Source organism: Devosia epidermidihirudinis (assembly GCF_000971295.1).
In the GTDB taxonomy this organism is placed as follows: domain Bacteria; phylum Pseudomonadota; class Alphaproteobacteria; order Rhizobiales; family Devosiaceae; genus Devosia; species Devosia epidermidihirudinis.
Genome location: NZ_LANJ01000047.1, coordinates 44,361 through 63,264 on the forward strand (window position 1 = coordinate 44,361; position 18,904 = coordinate 63,264).

17 protein-coding genes are annotated in these 18,904 nt (G+C 62.1%); 6 read left to right on the forward strand and 11 right to left on the reverse strand.

Annotated features, from left to right (window positions below):
- Positions 1-165 precede the first annotated feature (165 nt).
- From WH87_RS17935 to WH87_RS17970, 8 genes are all read right to left on the reverse strand, one after another.
- The gene (locus WH87_RS17935; protein WP_046139651.1) at positions 166-591 is read right to left on the reverse strand and encodes a F0F1 ATP synthase subunit epsilon; all 426 of its coding nucleotides are present in this window, start codon (positions 589-591) and stop codon (positions 166-168) included.
- 64 nt (positions 592-655) lie between these two features.
- Positions 656-2,095, reverse strand: coding sequence for a F0F1 ATP synthase subunit beta (gene atpD / locus WH87_RS17940; RefSeq protein ID WP_046139650.1), 1,440 nt, complete (start codon positions 2,093-2,095; stop codon positions 656-658).
- Positions 2,096-2,115: 20 nt separating this feature from the next.
- On the reverse strand, positions 2,116-3,003 hold the full coding sequence (locus tag WH87_RS17945) for a F0F1 ATP synthase subunit gamma (RefSeq protein ID WP_046139649.1): 888 nt from the start codon (positions 3,001-3,003) through the stop codon (positions 2,116-2,118).
- Positions 3,004-3,087: 84 nt separating this feature from the next.
- Positions 3,088-4,623 carry a F0F1 ATP synthase subunit alpha gene (gene atpA / locus WH87_RS17950; RefSeq protein ID WP_046139648.1) on the reverse strand — a complete coding sequence of 512 codons (1,536 nt, stop codon included), beginning with the start codon at positions 4,621-4,623 and terminating at the stop codon, positions 3,088-3,090.
- Positions 4,624-5,184, reverse strand: coding sequence for a F0F1 ATP synthase subunit delta (locus tag WH87_RS17955; RefSeq protein ID WP_046139647.1), 561 nt, complete (start codon positions 5,182-5,184; stop codon positions 4,624-4,626). It lies immediately after the preceding gene.
- Between the two features lie 317 nt (positions 5,185-5,501).
- A complete protein-coding gene (locus WH87_RS17960) occupies positions 5,502-7,670 on the reverse strand; it encodes a primosomal protein N' (RefSeq protein WP_082092785.1) in 2,169 nt (722 codons plus the stop codon).
- Positions 7,671-7,734: 64 nt separating this feature from the next.
- Complete coding sequence (locus WH87_RS17965; RefSeq protein ID WP_046139645.1) at positions 7,735-8,412, reverse strand: L,D-transpeptidase; 678 nt, start codon at positions 8,410-8,412, stop codon at positions 7,735-7,737.
- A 64-nt stretch (positions 8,413-8,476) separates the two neighbouring features.
- Positions 8,477-8,800: a hypothetical protein gene (locus WH87_RS17970; RefSeq protein ID WP_156458289.1), complete on the reverse strand. Its 324-nt coding sequence runs from the start codon at positions 8,798-8,800 to the stop codon at positions 8,477-8,479.
- A 166-nt stretch (positions 8,801-8,966) separates the two neighbouring features.
- Between WH87_RS17970 and WH87_RS17975 the strand changes: the two genes are divergently transcribed.
- The 3 genes from WH87_RS17975 (at position 8,967) to WH87_RS19205 (ending at position 12,489) form a co-directional block, all read left to right on the forward strand.
- Positions 8,967-9,896, forward strand: coding sequence for a tyrosine recombinase XerC (locus WH87_RS17975; RefSeq protein ID WP_046139643.1), 930 nt, complete (start codon positions 8,967-8,969; stop codon positions 9,894-9,896).
- Positions 9,897-10,107: 211 nt separating this feature from the next.
- Positions 10,108-11,067: a DMT family transporter gene (locus tag WH87_RS17980; protein WP_046139642.1), complete on the forward strand. Its 960-nt coding sequence runs from the start codon at positions 10,108-10,110 to the stop codon at positions 11,065-11,067.
- Positions 11,068-11,139: 72 nt separating this feature from the next.
- Complete coding sequence (locus WH87_RS19205; RefSeq protein WP_156458290.1) at positions 11,140-12,489, forward strand: hypothetical protein; 1,350 nt, start codon at positions 11,140-11,142, stop codon at positions 12,487-12,489.
- 75 nt (positions 12,490-12,564) lie between these two features.
- Here the strand turns inward: WH87_RS19205 and WH87_RS17990 are convergent, their stop codons facing one another.
- The 3 genes from WH87_RS17990 to WH87_RS18000 form a co-directional block, all read right to left on the reverse strand.
- Positions 12,565-13,047, reverse strand: a complete 483-nt coding sequence (locus WH87_RS17990) for a hypothetical protein (protein WP_046139641.1) — start codon at positions 13,045-13,047, stop codon at positions 12,565-12,567.
- Positions 13,048-13,142: 95 nt separating this feature from the next.
- Positions 13,143-13,727, reverse strand: coding sequence for an NUDIX domain-containing protein (locus tag WH87_RS17995; RefSeq protein WP_046139640.1), 585 nt, complete (start codon positions 13,725-13,727; stop codon positions 13,143-13,145).
- Positions 13,728-13,862: 135 nt separating this feature from the next.
- Complete coding sequence (locus WH87_RS18000; RefSeq protein ID WP_082092786.1) at positions 13,863-15,881, reverse strand: methyl-accepting chemotaxis protein; 2,019 nt, start codon at positions 15,879-15,881, stop codon at positions 13,863-13,865.
- 388 nt (positions 15,882-16,269) lie between these two features.
- On the opposite strand from WH87_RS18000, the gene sdhC reads away from it, so the two are divergent.
- The 3 genes from sdhC to sdhA are packed head-to-tail and all read left to right on the forward strand — an operon-like array spanning position 16,270 to position 18,870.
- Entirely contained in the window at positions 16,270-16,656 is a 387-nt protein-coding gene (gene sdhC, locus WH87_RS18005) for a succinate dehydrogenase, cytochrome b556 subunit (RefSeq protein ID WP_046139639.1), read from the forward strand.
- Between the two features lie 3 nt (positions 16,657-16,659).
- Positions 16,660-17,052 carry a succinate dehydrogenase, hydrophobic membrane anchor protein gene (gene sdhD, locus WH87_RS18010; RefSeq protein ID WP_046139638.1) on the forward strand — a complete coding sequence of 131 codons (393 nt, stop codon included), beginning with the start codon at positions 16,660-16,662 and terminating at the stop codon, positions 17,050-17,052.
- Between the two features lie 6 nt (positions 17,053-17,058).
- Positions 17,059-18,870 (forward strand): succinate dehydrogenase flavoprotein subunit, encoded by a 1,812-nt coding sequence (sdhA, locus tag WH87_RS18015; RefSeq protein WP_046139637.1) that lies wholly within the window; start codon positions 17,059-17,061, stop codon positions 18,868-18,870.
- The last annotated feature ends 34 nt before the right edge of the window (positions 18,871-18,904 follow it).

Consider the following 18,904-nt stretch of genomic DNA (forward strand, 5'->3'; position numbering starts at 1 on the left):
ATCTGGTTGGTCATCCTCCGGTTCTTCGCTTCCCAGACTTAAGAAACGCCCTCGGGTCGCGCCCGAGGGTGACGACTAAGAGAGTCGAGCTGGACGTTGCACCCCACAAACAAAAAACCCCGCCGGCACTGCCAGCGGGGTTTTGAAATTGCTTTTCGTCCGGGGTTAGTGGACGTGGGCCCCGTTGAGCTGACCGGCTTCGAGAGCCAGGTTCAAAAGGCCGCTGACGAATTCCTGCGCGTAGGACTTGGCTTCTGGCGTTGCCGCCGAGGCCAGTTCCGCTTCAGCAGCCTTGATCTGGGCTGCCAGGTCCGCGTGGTCGAATTCGGAATATGGCGCAGACTGCTCGGCCAGAATGGTCAGACCTTCTGGCGATACGTCGGCAAAGCCACCCTTGACGAAGAAAATCTCGTCACGGCCGTTCAGGCCATTCACGGTGATGAAACCGGGACGCAGCGTCGTCATGAACGGCGCATGGTCGAACATCACGGTGAAGTAGCCTTCGGTGCCCGGTACCGTCACCGAGGTCACGACTTCCGACAGCACCAGCCGCTCGGGCGACACAATCTCGATCTTGAGGCCTTCAGCCATGTTCTTGGTCCCTTAAGGAAGGAGAAGGGCCTGCCGCGCACGGCAGACCCGGATATTGGAAAGCTTAGGCTGCCTGAGCGGCCAGCTTCTGTGCCTTCTTGACGGCATCTTCGATGGTGCCGACCATGTAGAAGGCTGCTTCTGGCAGGTGATCGTACTCGCCAGCCACCAGGCCCTTGAAGCCCTTGATGGTGTCTTCGAGCTGCACGAACACGCCTGGCGAACCGGTGAACACTTCAGCCACGTCGAACGGCTGGCTCATGAAGCGCTCGATCTTGCGGGCACGGGCCACGACCAGCTTGTCCTCTTCGGAAAGCTCGTCCATGCCCAGGATCGCGATGATGTCCTGCAGCGCCTTGTACTTCTGCAGCACTTCCTGAACCTTGCGGGCAACTTCGTAGTGCTCCTGGCCAACAACGTTGGCATCGAGAATACGCGAGTTCGAAGCCAGCGGATCCACAGCTGGGTAGATACCCTTTTCCGAGATCGCACGGTTCAGAACCGTCACGGCGTCAAAGTGAGCGAACGAAGTGGCTGGTGCCGGATCGGTCAAATCGTCGGCGGGCACGTACACGGCCTGCACGGACGTGATCGAACCCTTGTTCGTGGTGGTGATGCGTTCCTGCATCTGGCCCATGTCGGTTGCCAGCGTTGGCTGATAACCCACGGCAGATGGGATACGACCCAGCAGTGCCGACATTTCAGCGCCAGCCTGGGTAAAGCGGAAGATGTTGTCCACGAAGAACAGCACGTCCTGGCCCTGGTCACGGAAGTTCTCAGCAACGGTCAGACCGGTGAGAGCCACGCGAGCGCGGGCACCTGGGGGCTCGTTCATCTGGCCGAACACGAGAGCGCACTTGGAACCGGCCGACGAACCATTGTTCGCTGCAGGATCCTTGTTCACGCCCGATTCGATCATTTCGTGATACAGGTCGTTGCCTTCGCGGGTGCGTTCACCCACGCCAGCGAACACCGAATAACCACCGTGCGCCTTGGCGACGTTGTTGATCAGTTCCTGGATCAGAACGGTCTTGCCCACGCCGGCGCCGCCCATCAGGCCGATCTTGCCGCCACGTGCGTATGGAGCGATCAGGTCAACGACCTTGATGCCGGTGACCAGAACTTGCGATTCTGGGTTCTGCTCGGCAAAGCTTGGTGCGTCCTGGTGGATCTCGCGGGTATCGGTTTCACCGATCGGGCCGGCTTCGTCGATTGGCTCGCCGATCACGTTCATGATGCGGCCCAGGGTCGCTTCGCCAACGGGCACGCGGATAGCGGTGCCCAGATCGATCACTTCGGCGCCGCGAACGAGACCTTCAGTGGTGTCCATAGCGATGGTACGCACTGCGTTTTCGCCAAGGTGCTGAGCCACTTCAAGGACCAGACGCTGGCCATTGTTGTAGGTCTCAAGCGCGTTGAGAATCGCGGGCAGGTGATCGTCGAACACGACGTCGACGACGGCGCCGATGACCTGCGATACGCGACCGGCCTTTTTGTCTGCCATTTGTTCGTCCTCGCTATGCGTTAGAGCGCTTCCGCGCCCGAGATGATTTCGATGAGTTCTTTGGTGATCTGGGCCTGGCGCTGGCGGTTATAGCTCAGCTGCAGCTGTCCGATCATTTCGCCGGCGTTACGGGTCGCATTGTCCATTGCGGACATCTGCGCGCCGTAGAACGAAGCGCTGTTTTCCAGCAGCGCACGCAGCACCTGAACCGCAATATTGCGCGGCAGCAGGTCTTCGACGATCGCTTCTTCGCTTGGCTCATATTCGTAAGGCACGGTGGAGGCAGCAACAGCGCCCTCACCCTCTGGCCGTTCCAGCTTCGCCGGAATGATCTGCTGGGCGGTTGGCACCTGGCTGATCACGCTGCCGAACTTGGCAAAGAACAGGGTCGCGACGTCAAATTCACCAGCGGCGAACATCGACAGCACCTTGTCCGCAACCTGCTGGGCCTGGGTAAACCCGACCTGCTTGACTTCGCGGAAGTTGAAGGTGTCCACGATCAGCTCTGGATACTGACGGCGCAGAATGTCGTGGCCCTTGCGGCCCACGGTCAGGATCTTGACCGTCTTACCCTGGCTGAGCAGCTTTGCAGCATGCTCGCGAGCGAGACGGGCGATCGAAGAGTTGAAACCACCGGCCAAGCCACGCTCGCCGGTCGCAACGACCAGCAGATGCACCTGATCCTTGCCTGTACCGCCAAGCAGCACAGGGGCATTGGTCTGCCCTTCATACACCGCGCCAAGCGCGGCCAGAACCTTGCCCATACGCTCGGCATAGGGGCGTGCAGCTTCCGCTGCGTCCTGTGCGCGGCGCAGCTTGGCAGCTGCGACCATCTGCATGGCCTTGGTGATCTTCTGGGTCGATTTGACCGAGTCGATCCGGTTCTTGAGGTCCTTTAGCGACGGCATGGTGCTGTGCGCTCCTTATGGGGCCTTCGGAGCGTGACCGGCGAAAGGGAGAACCCTTCCGCCTTATGTCACGCGACTACTTCATTACGCCGCGTAGGTCTTCTTGATCTCGTCAAGAGCCGACTTCAGCTTGGCGCGGGTGTCGTCGCTCAGAGCCTTTTCAGTGGCGATCGTGTTCAGCAGCGCAGCATGCTTGCCACGCAGAGCCGACAGCACGGTCTTCTCGAAATCGGCAACCTTGGTCACTGGGATCGAGTCGAGGTAGCCGTTGGCACCAGCGAAGATCACCGCAACCTGTTCTTCCGTCTTGAGCGGGGAGAACTGTGGCTGCTTGAGCAGCTCGGTGAGGCGTGCACCGCGGTTCAGCAGGCGCTGGGTTGCAGCGTCAAGGTCCGAACCAAACTGCGCGAACGCAGCCATTTCACGGTACTGGCTGAGCTCGCCCTTAAGCGAACCGGCAACCTGCTTCATCGCCTTGATCTGAGCCGAACCACCCACGCGGGACACCGACAGACCGACGTTCACGGCTGGACGGATACCCTGGAAGAAGAGGTTGGTTTCGAGGAAGATCTGGCCGTCGGTGATCGAAATCACGTTGGTCGGGATGTAGGCCGACACGTCGTTGGCCTGGGTCTCGATCACGGGCAGCGCGGTCAGCGAACCCAGACCGTGGTCTTCGTTCAGCTTTGCAGCGCGCTCGAGCAGACGGGAGTGCAGGTAGAACACGTCGCCTGGGTAAGCTTCGCGCCCTGGTGGACGACGCAGCAGCAGCGACATCTGACGGTAGGCAACGGCCTGCTTGGTCAGATCGTCATAAGCGATAACGGCATGCTGGCCATTGTCACGGAACCACTCGCCGATGGCGCAACCGGTGAAGGGCGCAATGTACTGGAGCGGTGCTGGATCGGATGCGGTAGCCGCGATCACGATCGAGTACTGCAGCGCGCCGGCTTCTTCGAGCTGACGCACGAACTGAGCGACGGTCGAGCGCTTCTGGCCGATTGCGACGTAGATGCAATAGAGCTTGTCGGTGTCCGACGCATTGGCGTCGTGGGCAGGCTTCTGGTTGAGGAAGGTGTCCAGAATGATGGCCGACTTACCGGTCTGACGGTCACCAATGATCAGCTCGCGCTGGCCACGGCCGATTGGGATCAGCGCGTCGATGGCCTTGAGGCCGGTCGACATTGGCTCGTGCACGGACTTGCGTGGCAGAATGCCAGGCGCCTTGACGTCGACGCGGCGACGTTCGGTGTGCTCGATTGGACCCTTGCCGTCGATCGGGTTGCCCAGACCGTCGACAACGCGACCAAGCAGGCCACGGCCAACTGGGGTGTCCACGATGGCGCCGGTGCGCTTGACGACGTCACCTTCCTTGATCGAACGGTCATTGCCGAAGATCACGACGCCGACATTGTCAGCTTCGAGGTTCAGAGCCATGCCCTTGATGCCGCCTGGGAACTCAACGAGCTCACCAGCCTGCACATTGTCGAGGCCGTAAACGCGGGCAATACCGTCACCGACGGAGAGCACCTGACCGACTTCGGAAACCTGGGCTTCCTGGCCGAAATTCTTGATCTGGTCCTTGAGGATCGCAGAGATTTCCGCGGCTTTGATGTCCATTTATCCGACCTCTTTCATAGCGATCTTCATCGCGGTCAATTTCGTCTTGAGTGAACTGTCGATCATCTGCGAACCGACCTTCACCTGAAGGCCACCGATCAGCGAGGGATCAACGAATTGGTTGAGCGTGACCGTCTTGCCGATCTTGCCCTTGAGCGTCTCTGCGAGCGCCTTTGCCTGGTCGGCATTGAGCGGAGCCGCCGAGGTCACGTCTGCGGTGACTTCACCACGCGCTGCCGCAGCCAGATCACGGAACGCCACAATGATCGCGTCGAGTGCGAACAGGCGGCCATTCCGGGCGATAAGGCGGAGGACGTTTGCCACAAGACCGTTGGTCTTGGACTTGGCGAGCAGCGCATCGAGCGCCTTGGCCTTTTCGTCGGTGGTGATCACCGGCGACCGCAGGAAGCTCGCAAAGTCAGCGCTCTCCCCGATCAGGCGGGAGACGTCGGAAAGCGACGTCTCGACCGATGCCAATTGGTTCTCGCTCTCGGCAAGGTCGAACAACGCCGACGCATATGGCCGGGCGATGTGGGTAAGCACTGAATTCTGCGCTGCCAATGCCGCATAACCCTCTTGGTTGCCTGCCTGCTCAACCGCCCGATTCCTGAAGAAAAACCGGGGGCTCGCTGACGCTTGTTCTGGTCTGGAAAAGGGGAAATCCGGAGCCCCTTCAAAGTCCGGCCCGCTCTAGCACAAGCCTTGCGCGCCTTGCAAGGCTTGGGGGCGCGATTCAAATGCGGCGAAAGTGTCGCAGGGTCTAGCCTGTGCAAAGTCTGGCGCGCCATGATGTGGCCACATCCCCGCAATCGCCGCACACACATGCAGTCAATCGACTGTTCGGCCTGTATATTTCGCGCTGCACACGGGATTTGCCGCTACATGAAGCTCATGGGGTCGATATCGACCTGCACCCGCAGGTTGCCGGTGACCTTTTCCGCTGATGCCAGCCAGAATCGGACATAGCCGGAGAGATCGAAATCCTTGCCCGACTGGGCGAGCAGCCGCACGCGATGGCGACCACGCACCATGGCGATCGGCGCATCGGCCGGCCCGAACAGGCGCACCCCTTCGGCCATCGGTGCGGCCGACAGCAGCTTCTTGGCGTAGTTCATCGCCACATCATGCTCGTTTGCCGAAACGATCAGCGCCGCCAGCCGCCCGAATGGCGGCAAGCCCCCCGCCTCACGGGCCTGCAGTTCATGGGCATAAAACGCCTCGCGATCCCCGGTCACCATGGCCCGCATCACGGGGTGGTCGGGGTGATAGGTCTGAAGGAACGCCTTGCCGGTCTTGGAGGCGCGACCGGCCCGGCCCGCCACCTGGGTCAAAATCTGGAAGGTTTTTTCCCCCGCGCGCGGATCGCCATGCGCCAGGCCCAGATCCGCATCGAGCACGCCAACCACCGATAGCTTTTCAAAATGGTGCCCCTTGGAGACCAGCTGCGTGCCGATGATCAGGTCAAACTCACCGCGCTCGATCTCGGAGAATCGGTCGCGCAATTGGGCATTGCTGCCCATGTCGGATGAGAGGATCACCCGGCGCGCGTCGGGAAACCGTGCGGCCGCCTCTTCGGCGACGCGCTCGATGCCCGGACCCACCGCGATCAGCGCATCAGCCTCGCCACAGGCGCTGCAGACCTTGGGCGTTCGCACTTCATGCCCGCAATGGTGGCACATGAGCACCCCGCGGAAGCGGTGCTCGACCATCCAGGCCGAACAGTCAGGACACTGATATTGATGACCGCAGGAGCGGCACAGGGTCAGGGGCGCATAGCCGCGTCGGTTGAGAAACAGCAGCGCCTGCTCGCCACGCTCAATGGCCGAAAACACCTCACGGGCCAGCTGCGGCGCGATCCACTGTCCCTTTTCCGGGCCATCCACCCGCATGTCGATGGTGGTGATATTGGGCATGGCGGCTTCGGCAAAGCGCGCCGTCAGCATCACATGGGCATAGCGCCCGCCATTGGCATTGTTGCGTGTTTCCACCGACGGCGTCGCTGAGGACAGAATCACCCGCGCATTGGCGAGATGGGCCCGCACCACCGCCATGTCGCGAGCATGATAATTGACCCCCTCCGACTGCTTGTAGGCACCGTCGTGCTCTTCATCGAGCACCAGCATGCCCAGCTCGCGAAACGGCAGGAACAGCGCCGAGCGCGCGCCAACCACCGCCCGCACTGTGCCGTCGAGCACGCCACGCCAAACCCTGCCGCGCTGCACCGGCGTCATTTCGGAATGCCATTCCGCCGGGCGTGTGCCAAAGCGGCGCGTAAAACGATCGAGGAAAGTGTGGGTCAGGGCAATTTCAGGCAGCAGGATCAACGCCTGCCGGCCCGCCCGCAGCGTTTCCGCCACCGCCTCGAAGAACACCTCGGTCTTGCCACCGCCGGTGACGCCATCGAGTAGCGCGACGCCGAACTTGTGCGGATCGAGCGCCGAAATCTGCGCCAGAGCGGCCTGTTGTTCCGGACTGAGTTTGGCAATTGCCGCGTCGGGATCGGGCGGCAGCACGATGGGCGGCGCGGCCATTTCCAGACGCTCCACCGCCCCTGCCCGCTCCAGCCCCTCGATGACCGAGGCCGACACACCCGAGGCGCCGATGAGCGCAGCCTTGGGCCAAGCCATCTCGTCCATCAAGACATCGAGCACCCGCAGCCGCGCCGGGGTGAGCTTTTCCGGATCGCGGCCCGTGCGGCGATAGGCAATGACGGGTTTGGGCGTATCGAGCGCTTCGCTCGAGCGCAGCACGGCGCGCAACACCTGTCCCGGTGGCGCCAGCGTATACCGCGCCACCCATTCGACCAGCTTGAGCAATTCCTCGCTGAGCGGAGGCACATCATAGGCCATCGCGATATCGCGCAGCCGGTTATGCGCCACCATGTCCTTGGGCGGCCCCCAGACCACGCCCAGCGTCAGGCGCGGTCCCAGCGGCACGGCAACGATGGAGCCGCGCACCACCGCCATTCCGGCAGGCACGCGGTAGCTGTAGGGGCCTTCGACGGCCACCCCCACCATGACGGCGACGATGTCTGGACGGTGTTCCATTTGTGCCCGTTCTGTTCGCATCAGACCGTAACGGGCGCAAGTGATTCTGCCAAAGCGACAGCGGTCAGATCACGACCAGCGTCGAGCCGACTCGTACCGCATCGTGCAGATGGATAATGTCCTGCTGCAGCAGACGCACGCAACCGCTCGACACAGCCTGACCGATCGAACGTTCGTCGGGATTGCCGTGAATACGGTAGATGGTGTCGACATTGCCCTGATGGATATAGAGCGTGCGCGCACCCAGCGGATTGTCGATGCTTGGCTCCATGCCGCGACGATACTGTTCCAGCTCGGGCTGGCGTTCAATCATCTCGGATGGTGGGGTCCAGCGTGGCCACTCGCGCTTGTAGGCGATGTGAGCGCGGCCCGACCAAGCATAGCCGGCACGGCCAATACCAACACCATAGCGGGTGGCAAGGCCATCCTGGCCGACGTGGTAGAGGAAGCGGTTTGGCGTATCGACGACCACGGTACCGGGCTTTTCGCCGGTCGGATCGATCACCTGCTGGCGCCAGTAGATGGGGTCAACCAGCGACATATCGGCAGCGCGCAGCGGGAAGGGCTCGTCATAGATCGGGCCATACATCATCTGCACTTCAGGCGGCACAGGATGGCGCGTCTCGGCGACGGGCACCATGCGCGGCTGGGTGGCTGTGGTGGCGCAACCGGCCAGCGCCAAAGCCGAAAGGCTCGCACCGCCCACCAGGAACTGGCGGCGGCCAAGGATAGGAAGAGTCATGACAAAAGCTTTCTTGGTGCGGCCTCAGTGGCCGTCGGAACAGATGCGGGCGAGTGAGATGGACTCAGCCCAGCCTCGGAGGCGGCAGCTCGGCGGTCGGTGACTGCCCCCTCGCCAGGGGAACAATGCGCACGACAGAGCGGGCGGAAAGACTTGGCGGCGCGCTGGCAAGTGCAGGCACCAGAACGCCAAGATCGGGGTGGCATGGCATGACGCGCTTGCCGCCCAGCTCCTTGCATTTCCACACGAAGGCGGCGTGGCCATCTTTGCTGGTCACGCTATGGCCGTGTTGCGGCACGCCATGCAGCCCAAACCCCATTCCGAAGCTCGGGCCGGATAGCGCCACAATGGCGAGCACCAGCATCAATATGGACGACAACCGTTTCATACCCTCGCCTTATCGCGCCAATTGCGGCGCTCGCTAGGCAGGTCACGCCAGCGTGTCCCCCTGTCTGCGCCGCTGCAGCACCAGTGATGCAAGAGCGCAACACTTAGCCCCATGGTAAACGATATGCGTTAATGTCAGCTTCACGCGGCGGGGGCAGACTGGGGGCATGGTCGACTCAGCTTTTGCCACCGATGACTTCATCCGCGCCCAGATTGCCGCCTGGCAGCGCGAGCTCGGCTCCGTGCGGCGGCTCGCCGACAATACGCTCGAAGCCTATAGACGCGATCTCAGCCAGTTCCTCGGATTTCTCGCCGGACATACCGGCGGACCGGTGACGCTGGCGACGCTCAGGGAATTGCGCGGTGGCGATATTCGCGCCTTCATGGCCCAGCGCCGCAATGAGACCCTGGGCTCGCGCTCGCTTGCCAGAGTATTGTCAGCGCTCAAATCTTTCTTCCGCTTCATGGAGCGCGAGGGCGTGGTGGCGACCGAGGCGCTCAACGTGATCCGCACGCCAAAACTGGCCAAGTCCCTGCCCAAGGCGCTGACCGTGATCGAGGCGCGTGCCACCATTTCGGCAACGGAAGAGATGGAGGACCGCCCCTGGGTCGCGGCGCGCGACATGGCGGTGCTCTCGCTCTGCTATGGCGCGGGACTGCGTATTGCCGAAGCCCTGGCGGTGACCCGAGGCGATCTGGAAGGCACGGCCATTCGCGTCAATGGCAAGGGCGGCAAGATAAGGTTGGTGCCGCTGATCGAGGCGGTGCGCCGCTCCATCGAGCTGTACCTCAGCCTTAGCCCCTTCAAATCAGCGCCCGATGAGCCGCTGTTCCGCGGGGTGCGGGGCGGCGTGCTGTCGCCGCGGCTGATCCAGATGCGGGTTGTGCAGCTGCGCTCGGCCCTTGGACTGCCGCCTTCGGCGACGCCGCATGCCCTGCGCCATTCCTTTGCCACCCATCTTCTCGGGCGTGGTGGCGACCTCAGAGCCATTCAGGAATTGCTGGGCCACGCCTCGCTCTCGACCACCCAGATCTATACCGCCGTCGACACCGATCGCCTGCTCGAGAGCTATCAAAAGGCTCACCCACGGGGCTGAATGCGTTAGCACACTGCTAGCCTTTACAGTCGCACTGACGCGGAATATGACAATCGCCATGCACACGTTCGCCGCCAATCTCCTCCTTACGATCTGGCTTTCTGGCTCCCCTCAGGACCGGAACGAACGCTGACGTCCAGCTTTTCGTTGAAACCGGCCCGCCATCAGGCGCTCCGGTGAACTGTGTGGTGGGTCCGAAAAGGAACTCTCCATGACTTCCCCCGCCGCCACCGCAAATGCCGACAATGATCCCTTGGGCTACGCCTTCGCCGTGATGGGCGCGGTGCTGTTTTCCACCAAGGGCATTTTCATCAAGCTCGCCTATGGCGAAGGCGTCTCCGCCGAGATGCTGCTCAGCCTGCGCATGCTGGTGGCACTGCCGGTCTATCTCGTCATTCTGGTCACGGTTTTGCGCCGCGAGGATAAACTGCGCCGCGCGCTGACCCTGCCGGTCGTGCTGGTCAGCATGGCGATCGGCATTCTGGGCTACTACATTTCGAGCTATCTCGATTTCCTCAGCCTGAACTTTGTCAGCGCGCAATATGAGCGGCTGGTGCTGTTCACCTATCCCTTCTTCGTGCTGCTGTTTGGCGTGTGGTTCTTTGGCGACCGCATGGTGTGGCGCGTGGTGCCGGCCATGCTCGTATCCTATGCCGGGCTGTTGGTGATCTTTGGCTGGAACCTGGCCGTCGAGCCCGATGGCCTGCTGGTGGGCACGCTGCTGGTGCTGGGTTCAGCCATTACCTTTGCGTTCTATCAGCATCTGGCCAAGCGGCAGATGCTGATGGTGGGCACCGCGCTGTTCACCTGTATCGGCATGTCGACGGCAGGCGTCTGCGCCATTGCACAAAACCTCATCATATCGGGACCATCGAGCTACCTGACGCTTACGCCCGAGGTCTGGGGATATGGTCTAGCCCTGGGCATATTGGGCACCGTCCTGCCCTCGTTTTTGATGAATGCGGGCATGGCGCGCATCGGCGCGCGGGCAACATCCTCGACCGCCGCCTTCGGCCCGATCGTCACCATCGTCTTCGCCGTTATTGTGCTGTCCGAACCCTTTACCCTCTATCACGCACTTGGTACGGCGCTGGTGTTGGCGGGCTCGGTGCTGTTTACCCGTGCTGAAAAGCGCGCACGGCAGCAGGCACGATCACTTTCTGCCCGCTGAGGGTGTCAGCCGCCGCAAAGCCGCTTTAATGTGCCGCCACGAGTGCGCCAAACTTTTGAGAAGGGACACGTCTTGAACGCATTGAATAAACTGATGGGCGGGACCGTATTGGGTCTGGTTCTGGTCGCCGGTCTGGTGGCCCCGTCTTATGCGGACAAGCTGTCGGGGAACCAGAAAAACCCGCCCTTGGCCCCATCGGCCACCACCACGGCGGTCGGCATTGATTTTGGCGATGACAGCAGCCAATGGGCCAATGACGGGGAGTGCGACGATCCCCGCTTTTCCGGTGCCGGCTCGGCCGAAGAATTGCGCGATGAAGACACCCTGCGCGACGCCACCGACTGCCGCGCTGCCTATGAGGCTGGCACCATCGCCTTTGTCGGCACCGCCACCGAGATTATCGACGATGCCCCGGCGGCCGTTCCTGCCGCAGCGGCAGAGATCGATTTTGGCGATGACAGCAGCGAATGGGCCAAGGATGGCGAGTGCGACGACCCACGCTTTTCCGGCTCGGGCGCTGCATCCGATATGCTCGAATCCGACACCGGTCATGATGCCACCGACTGCAAGGCCGCCCACGCGGCCGGCACCGTGACCTTCAACGGCGACAGCCTGCCCGTTGCCGCGGCGCCAATTAGTGCCAAAGACATCGACTTTGGCGACGATAGCAGCGAATGGGCCAATGACGGGGAATGCGACGACCCGCGCTTCTCGGGCACTGGATCGGCCGCAGAACTGATCGATGCCGACATCCGCAAGGACGCCACCGACTGCCGTGCCGCTTTTGAGGCGGGCACGGTGAGCTTCACCGGCGCCAGCGCGGTCGGTGACATCGACTATGGCGATGATACCAGCAACTGGGCCAATGATGGGGAATGCGACGATCCGCGCTTCTCCGGCACCGGCGTTGCGCCAACCCTGCTTGAAGACGACAAGGGACACGACGCCACCGACTGCCGCGAAGCGGTCGAAGCGGGCACCGCCACCTATAATGGTGAGGACACCGAGGGCGTCAGCACATCGTCCGATCCGGCTGTGTTCGACTATGGCGGCGACTTCAGCAAATGGGCCAATGATGGCGAATGTGATGACCCACGTTTTTACGGCGCAGGCACCAACAAGAAGCTGCTGAGCAACGACATGTATAGTGACGCCACCGACTGCAAGGCACTGGTCGAGGCGGGCACCGTCAGCATCCGCAAGGTCTACACACCGGAATATGCTCAGGGCGCGCCCTATGACAGCACCGGTATCGACTTCGGCGATAACTCTTCAGACTACGCCCATGATGACCAGTGCGACGACCCACGCTTTGAAGGCCCGGGCGCTGCCAGCACGCTGCTGGACAATGACACCCTGCGCGACGCCGCCGACTGCAAGGCCGCGTTCGAGGCCGGCACCATTACGCTGGTGACCGAGTAGTCGTCTGTCTGAGATTTGAAGCTTGAAGCGGCGGGGCAAAAGCTCCGCCGTTTTGTTTGGGGGCACCCCTCAATGCTAGAACCGCTTGGCGACAAAGGTCTGGCTGCGCGTACCGGGGACACTCGGATGATAGGTGCAGCGCAGGGAATTGACCTGGGGCACCAGGACGCGTTCCTTGTTGGCGCCGCCGAAAATCTCGGTGAGGATCTTGTCGAGCAGGCTTTGTGGACGGCAGGTGACGTTGGCGGCGGCCCAGGCGACATTACCGGTGCAGGACTGGCGGCGCAGATCAATGCTCACGTCGCGGCCGGATACGGCCCAATTGAGCCGCCCTTCGCACCGCACATTGCTGGCCCGCGCCTGATAGCTGCCGCGCCGTTCAAGGCAGAAGCTGAAATTGGCGCCATAAAGAACACGGTCGGCGCGGTAGCACCCGGCGATGATGGCACCATTGGGGGCGTCAGGCACAAACACCCGCGTATTGGCATCCTGCGCCATGGCGGCGCCGGAGAAAATGCAGGTGACCAGAAAGGCCAGAATAGCAAAATAGTGAGACATCGTATCATCCCCCTCGGAACTCGTATCGGCAGCTTACTGAGCAGCCAGCGGCCTCGATATAGGGGAATATACGGAGGGCGGTGACCCGCCTCTGCCTATCGCCGCTGCAGCACCAGCGCCTGCAGCATCAGGATCGTCTTGGCGTCGCAGATTTCCCCGCTGCCAACCATTGCCATGGCCGCATCCACTGTCAGCTCGAAGACCTCGATATCCTCGCCTTCCGCTGCCAGCCCACCGCCTTCGGCGACCTTTTGGCCAGGCGTGTAACGTGCGAGAAAGCACGCGCATTTCTCGGTCAGCGAACCGGGGCTCATATAGGCGTCGAACAGGAATTGCAGTTCGGCAGGCTCGTAGCCGGTTTCCTCAATGGCCTCGCGACGCGCGGCGATGGCCGGGGCTTCCCCGTCCAGCAGCCCTGCCGGGGCCTCGATCATCCATGCGGGGTCGCCATTGAGATGAGGCGGCAGGCGAAACTGGCGGGTGAGGATCACTGTATCGGTCGCCGGCGCATGCAACAGCACGGCGGCAGCGCTGCCATGATCGTAGACCTCACGCAGAACGCTCTGGCGCGTGCCGTCGCGGCGTTCATGGGACACGCGGTAATTATCGAGCCGCCCCCAATTGCGGGCGAGCTCGGTGACCCCGTCTATGGTGATGGCATCAGTGGTGGTGTTGCGCATGGCAGGCCTCGTTGCAGGCCAGCAGCTATGCCTTAAAGCGCGTTATCCCGCCAGCGTTTGACAACGGCGGGACCAGAAAAGGGAAACGTCCCCGAGCCCGAAGCCCGAGGACGTTGGGGAACGCAGTGTTACACGTCAGAATTCTGCCCAGTCCTCCTTGGTTGCTGCCGCCCCGCCGAAATAGGCCTGGGCTGCGGTTTGCACCTTCTTGAGCATGCCGCGCGCGCCAGTTGGCTGCGCGGGCGCTGATGGGGCGGACCTGGCCGCGGCGCGGCCCCGTTCGTTGAGCGTAAAGGTTTCGACGATGCCATCGAGTCGGCTGGCCTGGCCTTCGGTCTGCTCGATCGAGGCGTTCATTTCCTCGACCAGTGCGGCGTTGTGCTGGGTCATCTCGTCCATCTGGCGAACGGCGATATTGACCTCGCCAATGCCGTCGGCCTGCGAGCGGGAGTCGCCGGCAATGGATTCCATCAGGCTGGCCGAGGTGCGGACATGATCGATGATTTCGGTGAGCCTGCCAGCCACGTCACTGACCAGACGCGCGCCGTTGCGCACTTCGGTGGAGCTCTGCTCGATCAGGGCCTTGATGTCCGATGAAGCCTGCGCTGCACTTTGAGCGAGGCGACGGACTTCCACGGCCACCACGGCAAAGCCGTTGCCGGCCTCACCAGCGCGCGCCGCTTCAACCGAGGCATTGAGCGCCAGCAGATTGGTCTGGAAGGCGATGTCGTCAATCAGCCCGATAATGTTGGAGATCTTGGACGACGAGGTCGAGATCCGGTCCATCGCCTCGGTCGCCTGGCTCATGATCTCGCTGCCGGCCTCGACAATCGTGGTCATCCGCTCAGCGCCGGTGCTGGCGTCGCGGGCCCGCTCGGCATTGAGCGTGACCGTATTGGCCATCTGCTCCATGGCGGCGGCGGTTTCTTCGATGGTGGACGCCTGCTTGGTCGAGCGTTCGCTCAGGTCATTGGCACCGGCGAGAATCTCGCCCGTGGCCAGCTTGAGCGCCCCGGAGGTATCACGCAGTTCGGTGACGATCTCCTCGAGCTTGTCGGCAACGCTATTGGTGCTGCTCTTGAGCTTGGCAAAGGCCCCCTGATAGGCACCGGCCATGCGGTCGCGCAGGTCGGCTTGTGCCAGGGCACCCAGCACACGCTCGGCCTCACTGAGAGCCTGCTGGATGGTGCCCAGCATGCCATTGAGATTGTCGGCGATACGATCGATCTCGGGGTCGCCGAACTGGTCATCAATGCGGCCATTGAAGTCGCCTTCCGTGGCCTGACCGATCACCGTGTCGCAGGCGCTCTGGAACCGCTGCATCATCGCTGCGCGGGCTGCAATTTCATCGGCACGCGCTTCCTTTTCAACTTCCGCCAGAGCGACCTGCTGGCCGTTGACGCGGAAGGTTTCCAGGGCACGGGCCATTTCGCCCAGTTCGTTCTGCGTCGTCGTGCCGTCGATGGCGATCTCGTAATCGCCGCCAGCAAGGTGCCGCATGGTCTGGGTGAGCCGCGTGAAGGTGCCGGCCAGCCAACGGCTAGTGACCAGCGCCAGCACGACGCCGATGATCAGGCCAATCACGCTGATGGCGGCCATCAGCATGAGCTGAAGCTGTTCCTGCTGGGCGATGCGCGGCCCGAGGGCGTTCTGCGCATCATGGGCGCGGGACGACATGCCGGCATAGAGTTCATACATGCGCGGACCGATCGTGGTCAGCGTCGTGGTCTGGGGCATGGTGTTCGGGTCAACGCCACGGGCGACGCCCGCAACAATGGCATCAAAGCCTTCGCCATAGCTGTGGGCCAGATCGGTGACCTCGGCGATTTCGGCGAGTGTCTCAGCTTCGCCCTCGAACAGGGTCAGCTCTTCGGGCGTGGTGGTCCCCACCTCCTCGACCATCTCATGCACCTTGCGCTCCCAGTCGGCGGACGGGTGCAGCAAGTAGTTGAGGAAGTCGATGCGCAAGGCGGCCACATCGCGCAGGTATTCGTCAATCGCCAGCGACTGTCGGGCGTGGTGACGGTACTCACCGAACAGATGTTCCGCGTTCATCATCAAGGCGCTGGCTGTACCACCAATCAGCACCACAATAATGGTCATGGCGCCAAATGCACCGTAAATGCGGGATCGGACACTTTTAAACAGACGCATGAAACAGCCCTCTAGTTTCCGTCATGATTACATGCGATTGTTATTGAAGTGTTGATAACAACCTTGCCAAACATCGTCGCTCAGTGTCTTTACGTCTCGCCGTATCGGTAAAAATACCTATGGATAGGTGTTTTTACCGATCGCATTTATACTTGCGTTGTTTCTAAATTAACTTGAACGAATATGTTCGTGTCTGGAATTTACCAGGCTGCCTGCCGGGCGGACGGCTGTTCCGGTTTTGGCGTCACCCGTCTCACTCTTGCGAAATTCGTCAAAAGTAGATGCGTTAGCGGGCTTTTCAGCTTTGATTTTGTAACTTTTGGGGGCTAGAAGTCTCGAACCATTCCAAACTGCGAGCGGCGCCTTTGCCGCATGCCAGCGAGGCTTCATGACGGTTCGCTCCCGCCCGACTTCTCCCCACCTTCAAATCTATCGCTGGACCATTACGATGGCCACGTCGATCCTGCACCGCGCCACCGGTATCGCCATGTATGCCGGTACGGTTCTGCTGGTTGCCTGGCTCGGCGCGGCGGCGATCGGGCAGGATGCCCTCAATGTGGTCAACGCCATCTATGGCAGCTGGTTCGGCCAGCTCGTGCTGTTCGGCTTTACCTGGGCCATGTTCCAGCACCTGATGAGCGGCCTGCGCCACTTCATCTGGGATTTCGCCGTGATGATGGAGCCGGGCCGCCGCGAGGCGCTCGGTTGGGCAACGCTGGCCGGTTCGGTGATCCTCACCCTCTTGGTCTGGACCGTTTTTGTGTGGGTAGGCTGATCGATGAAAGAGCAAATCATCACTCGCGACGTCGTCGCCAATCCCAAGACCAAATACGGTAACGCCAAAGCGTCCACCCGCCACTTCATCACCCAGCGGCTGACCGGCGCGATCAACGTGCTGTTCATCCTGTTTCTGGTGTTCATCGTGGCCAAGCTTGCCGGTGCCGACCGCGCCGACATGGTCGCGACCATTGGCAATGGCTGGATCGGCCTGCCGCTGGCACTGCTGCTGGTTATCGTCACCATCCACATGCGCAACGGTATGCGCGACACGCTCGAGGATTACTTCGCCGGGCGCGCCTATTCGACCTATATGACGCTCAACACGCTGTTCTGCGTTGTTATCGCGGTGGCCGGTGTTGCCGCCATTCTCAAGCTCGTCTTCTGGGGTTAGTACAGAATGGCTCAATACGAAATCATCGACCACGAATTTGACGTGGTGGTTGTGGGTGCCGGTGGCGCGGGTCTGCGCGCGACGCTGGGCATGGCCGAACAGGGTTTCAACACCGCCTGCATCACCAAGGTTTTCCCAACCCGCAGCCACACCGTGGCGGCACAGGGCGGCATTGCGGCGTCCCTGCAAAACATGGGTCCCGACAGCTGGCAGTGGCACATGTACGACACCGTCAAGGGGTCGGACTGGCTGGGCGACAATGACGCCATGGAATATCTGGCGCGCGAAGCCCCGGCGGCGATCTATGAGCTGGAACACTACGGCGTTCCGTTCAGCCGCACCCAGGAAGGCAAGATCTATCAGCGTCCGTTCGGCGGTCACATGACCGAGTTCGGCGATGGCCCACCGGTGCAGCGCACCTGCGCCGCCGCCGACCGCACCGGCCATGCGATCCTCCACACCCTCTACGGCCAGAGCCTGCGCCATGACGCGCAGTTCTATATCGAATATTTCGCGCTCGATCTGATCATGGGCGACAATGGCGAGTGCCAGGGCGTCATCGCCTGGAAGCTTGACGACGGCACGCTGCATCGCTTCCGCGCCAAGCTGGTGGTGCTGGCGACCGGCGGCTATGGCCGCTCCTATTTCTCGGCAACCTCAGCCCATACCTGCACCGGCGACGGCAATGGCATGGTGGCGCGCGCCGGCCTGCCTTTGCAGGACATGGAATTCGTGCAGTTCCACCCCACCGGCATTTATGGCGCGGGCGTTCTCATCACCGAGGGTGCGCGCGGCGAAGGCGGGTATCTGACCAATTCGGAAGGCGAGCGCTTCATGGAGCGCTATGCCCCCAATGCCAAGGATCTAGCATCGCGCGACGTGGTCAGCCGCTGCATGACGCTGGAAATCCGCGAGGGCCGTGGCGTCGGTCCGAAGAAGGACCATATCTACCTCCACCTCGATCACCTCGATCCCAAGGTGCTGCATGAGCGCCTGCCCGGCATCACCGAAAGCGCCAAGATTTTCGCGGGCGTCGACCTCACCCGCGAGCCGATCCCGGTGCTGCCGACCGTGCACTACAATATGGGCGGCATCCCCGCCAACTATCATGGCGAAGTGCTCAACCCGACCGAGGACAATCCCGACCGCGTCGTACCCGGCCTGATGGCCGTGGGCGAAGCCGCCTGCGCTTCGGTGCATGGCGCCAACCGTCTGGGCTCCAATTCGCTGACCGACCTTGTGGTGTTTGGCCGTGCCGCCGCTATTCGCGCCGGTCACGTCATCGACCGCGATGCGCCGATCCCCGGGATCAACAAGGCGCAGGACGACAAAATCCTTGCCCGCTTTGATCGCCTGCGCAACGCCTCGGGCAGCCAGCCCACCGCCAAGCTGCGCGATGAAATGCAGCACACCATGCAGGCTGATGCTGCCGTGTTCCGCACCTCGGAGTCGCTCAAGAGCGGCGTTGCCGGCATGAGCGAAATCTACTCGCGCCTCAAGGACGTAGCAGTCACCGACCGCTCGCTGATCTGGAATTCCGATCTGGTGGAAACGCTGGAGCTGGAAAACCTCATGGCCAATGCCATGGTCACCGTGGTGTCGGCCGAAGCCCGCCATGAAAGCCGTGGCGCCCATGCGCACGAAGACTATCCAAGCCGCGACGACGTCAACTGGCGCAAGCACACGCTGAGCTGGATCGACACCGATACCGGCGCGGTGCGTCTGGGCTATCGCCCGGTGCATGTCGATCCGCTGACGCCCGAAAGCGAGGGCGGCATCGATCTCAAGAAGATCGCCCCCAAGGCGCGCGTCTACTAATGCAGCTCCCGCATGGGCGGGAGCAACGGGCCTG

Excerpts from the sequence above, each read along its gene's own strand:
- WH87_RS17965 (WP_046139645.1), bottom strand. The coding sequence starts at position 8,412 with ATGACTCTTCCTATCCTTGGCCGCCGCCAGTTCCTGGTGGGCGGTGCG.
- WH87_RS17945 (WP_046139649.1), bottom strand. The coding sequence starts at position 3,003 with ATGCCGTCGCTAAAGGACCTCAAGAACCGGATCGACTCGGTCAAATCG.
- WH87_RS17960 (WP_082092785.1), bottom strand. The coding sequence starts at position 7,670 with ATGGAACACCGTCCAGACATCGTCGCCGTCATGGTGGGGGTGGCCGTC.
- atpA (WP_046139648.1), bottom strand. The coding sequence starts at position 4,623 with ATGGACATCAAAGCCGCGGAAATCTCTGCGATCCTCAAGGACCAGATC.
- WH87_RS17975 (WP_046139643.1), top strand. The coding sequence starts at position 8,967 with ATGGTCGACTCAGCTTTTGCCACCGATGACTTCATCCGCGCCCAGATT.
- sdhA (WP_046139637.1), top strand. The coding sequence starts at position 17,059 with ATGGCTCAATACGAAATCATCGACCACGAATTTGACGTGGTGGTTGTG.
- WH87_RS17980 (WP_046139642.1), top strand. The coding sequence starts at position 10,108 with ATGACTTCCCCCGCCGCCACCGCAAATGCCGACAATGATCCCTTGGGC.
- WH87_RS18000 (WP_082092786.1), bottom strand. The coding sequence starts at position 15,881 with ATGCGTCTGTTTAAAAGTGTCCGATCCCGCATTTACGGTGCATTTGGC.
- WH87_RS17995 (WP_046139640.1), bottom strand. The coding sequence starts at position 13,727 with ATGCGCAACACCACCACTGATGCCATCACCATAGACGGGGTCACCGAG.
- atpD (WP_046139650.1), bottom strand. The coding sequence starts at position 2,095 with ATGGCAGACAAAAAGGCCGGTCGCGTATCGCAGGTCATCGGCGCCGTC.
- sdhC (WP_046139639.1), top strand. The coding sequence starts at position 16,270 with ATGACGGTTCGCTCCCGCCCGACTTCTCCCCACCTTCAAATCTATCGC.
- WH87_RS17990 (WP_046139641.1), bottom strand. The coding sequence starts at position 13,047 with ATGTCTCACTATTTTGCTATTCTGGCCTTTCTGGTCACCTGCATTTTC.
- WH87_RS17935 (WP_046139651.1), bottom strand. The coding sequence starts at position 591 with ATGGCTGAAGGCCTCAAGATCGAGATTGTGTCGCCCGAGCGGCTGGTG.
- sdhD (WP_046139638.1), top strand. The coding sequence starts at position 16,660 with ATGAAAGAGCAAATCATCACTCGCGACGTCGTCGCCAATCCCAAGACC.
- WH87_RS17970 (WP_156458289.1), bottom strand. The coding sequence starts at position 8,800 with ATGAAACGGTTGTCGTCCATATTGATGCTGGTGCTCGCCATTGTGGCG.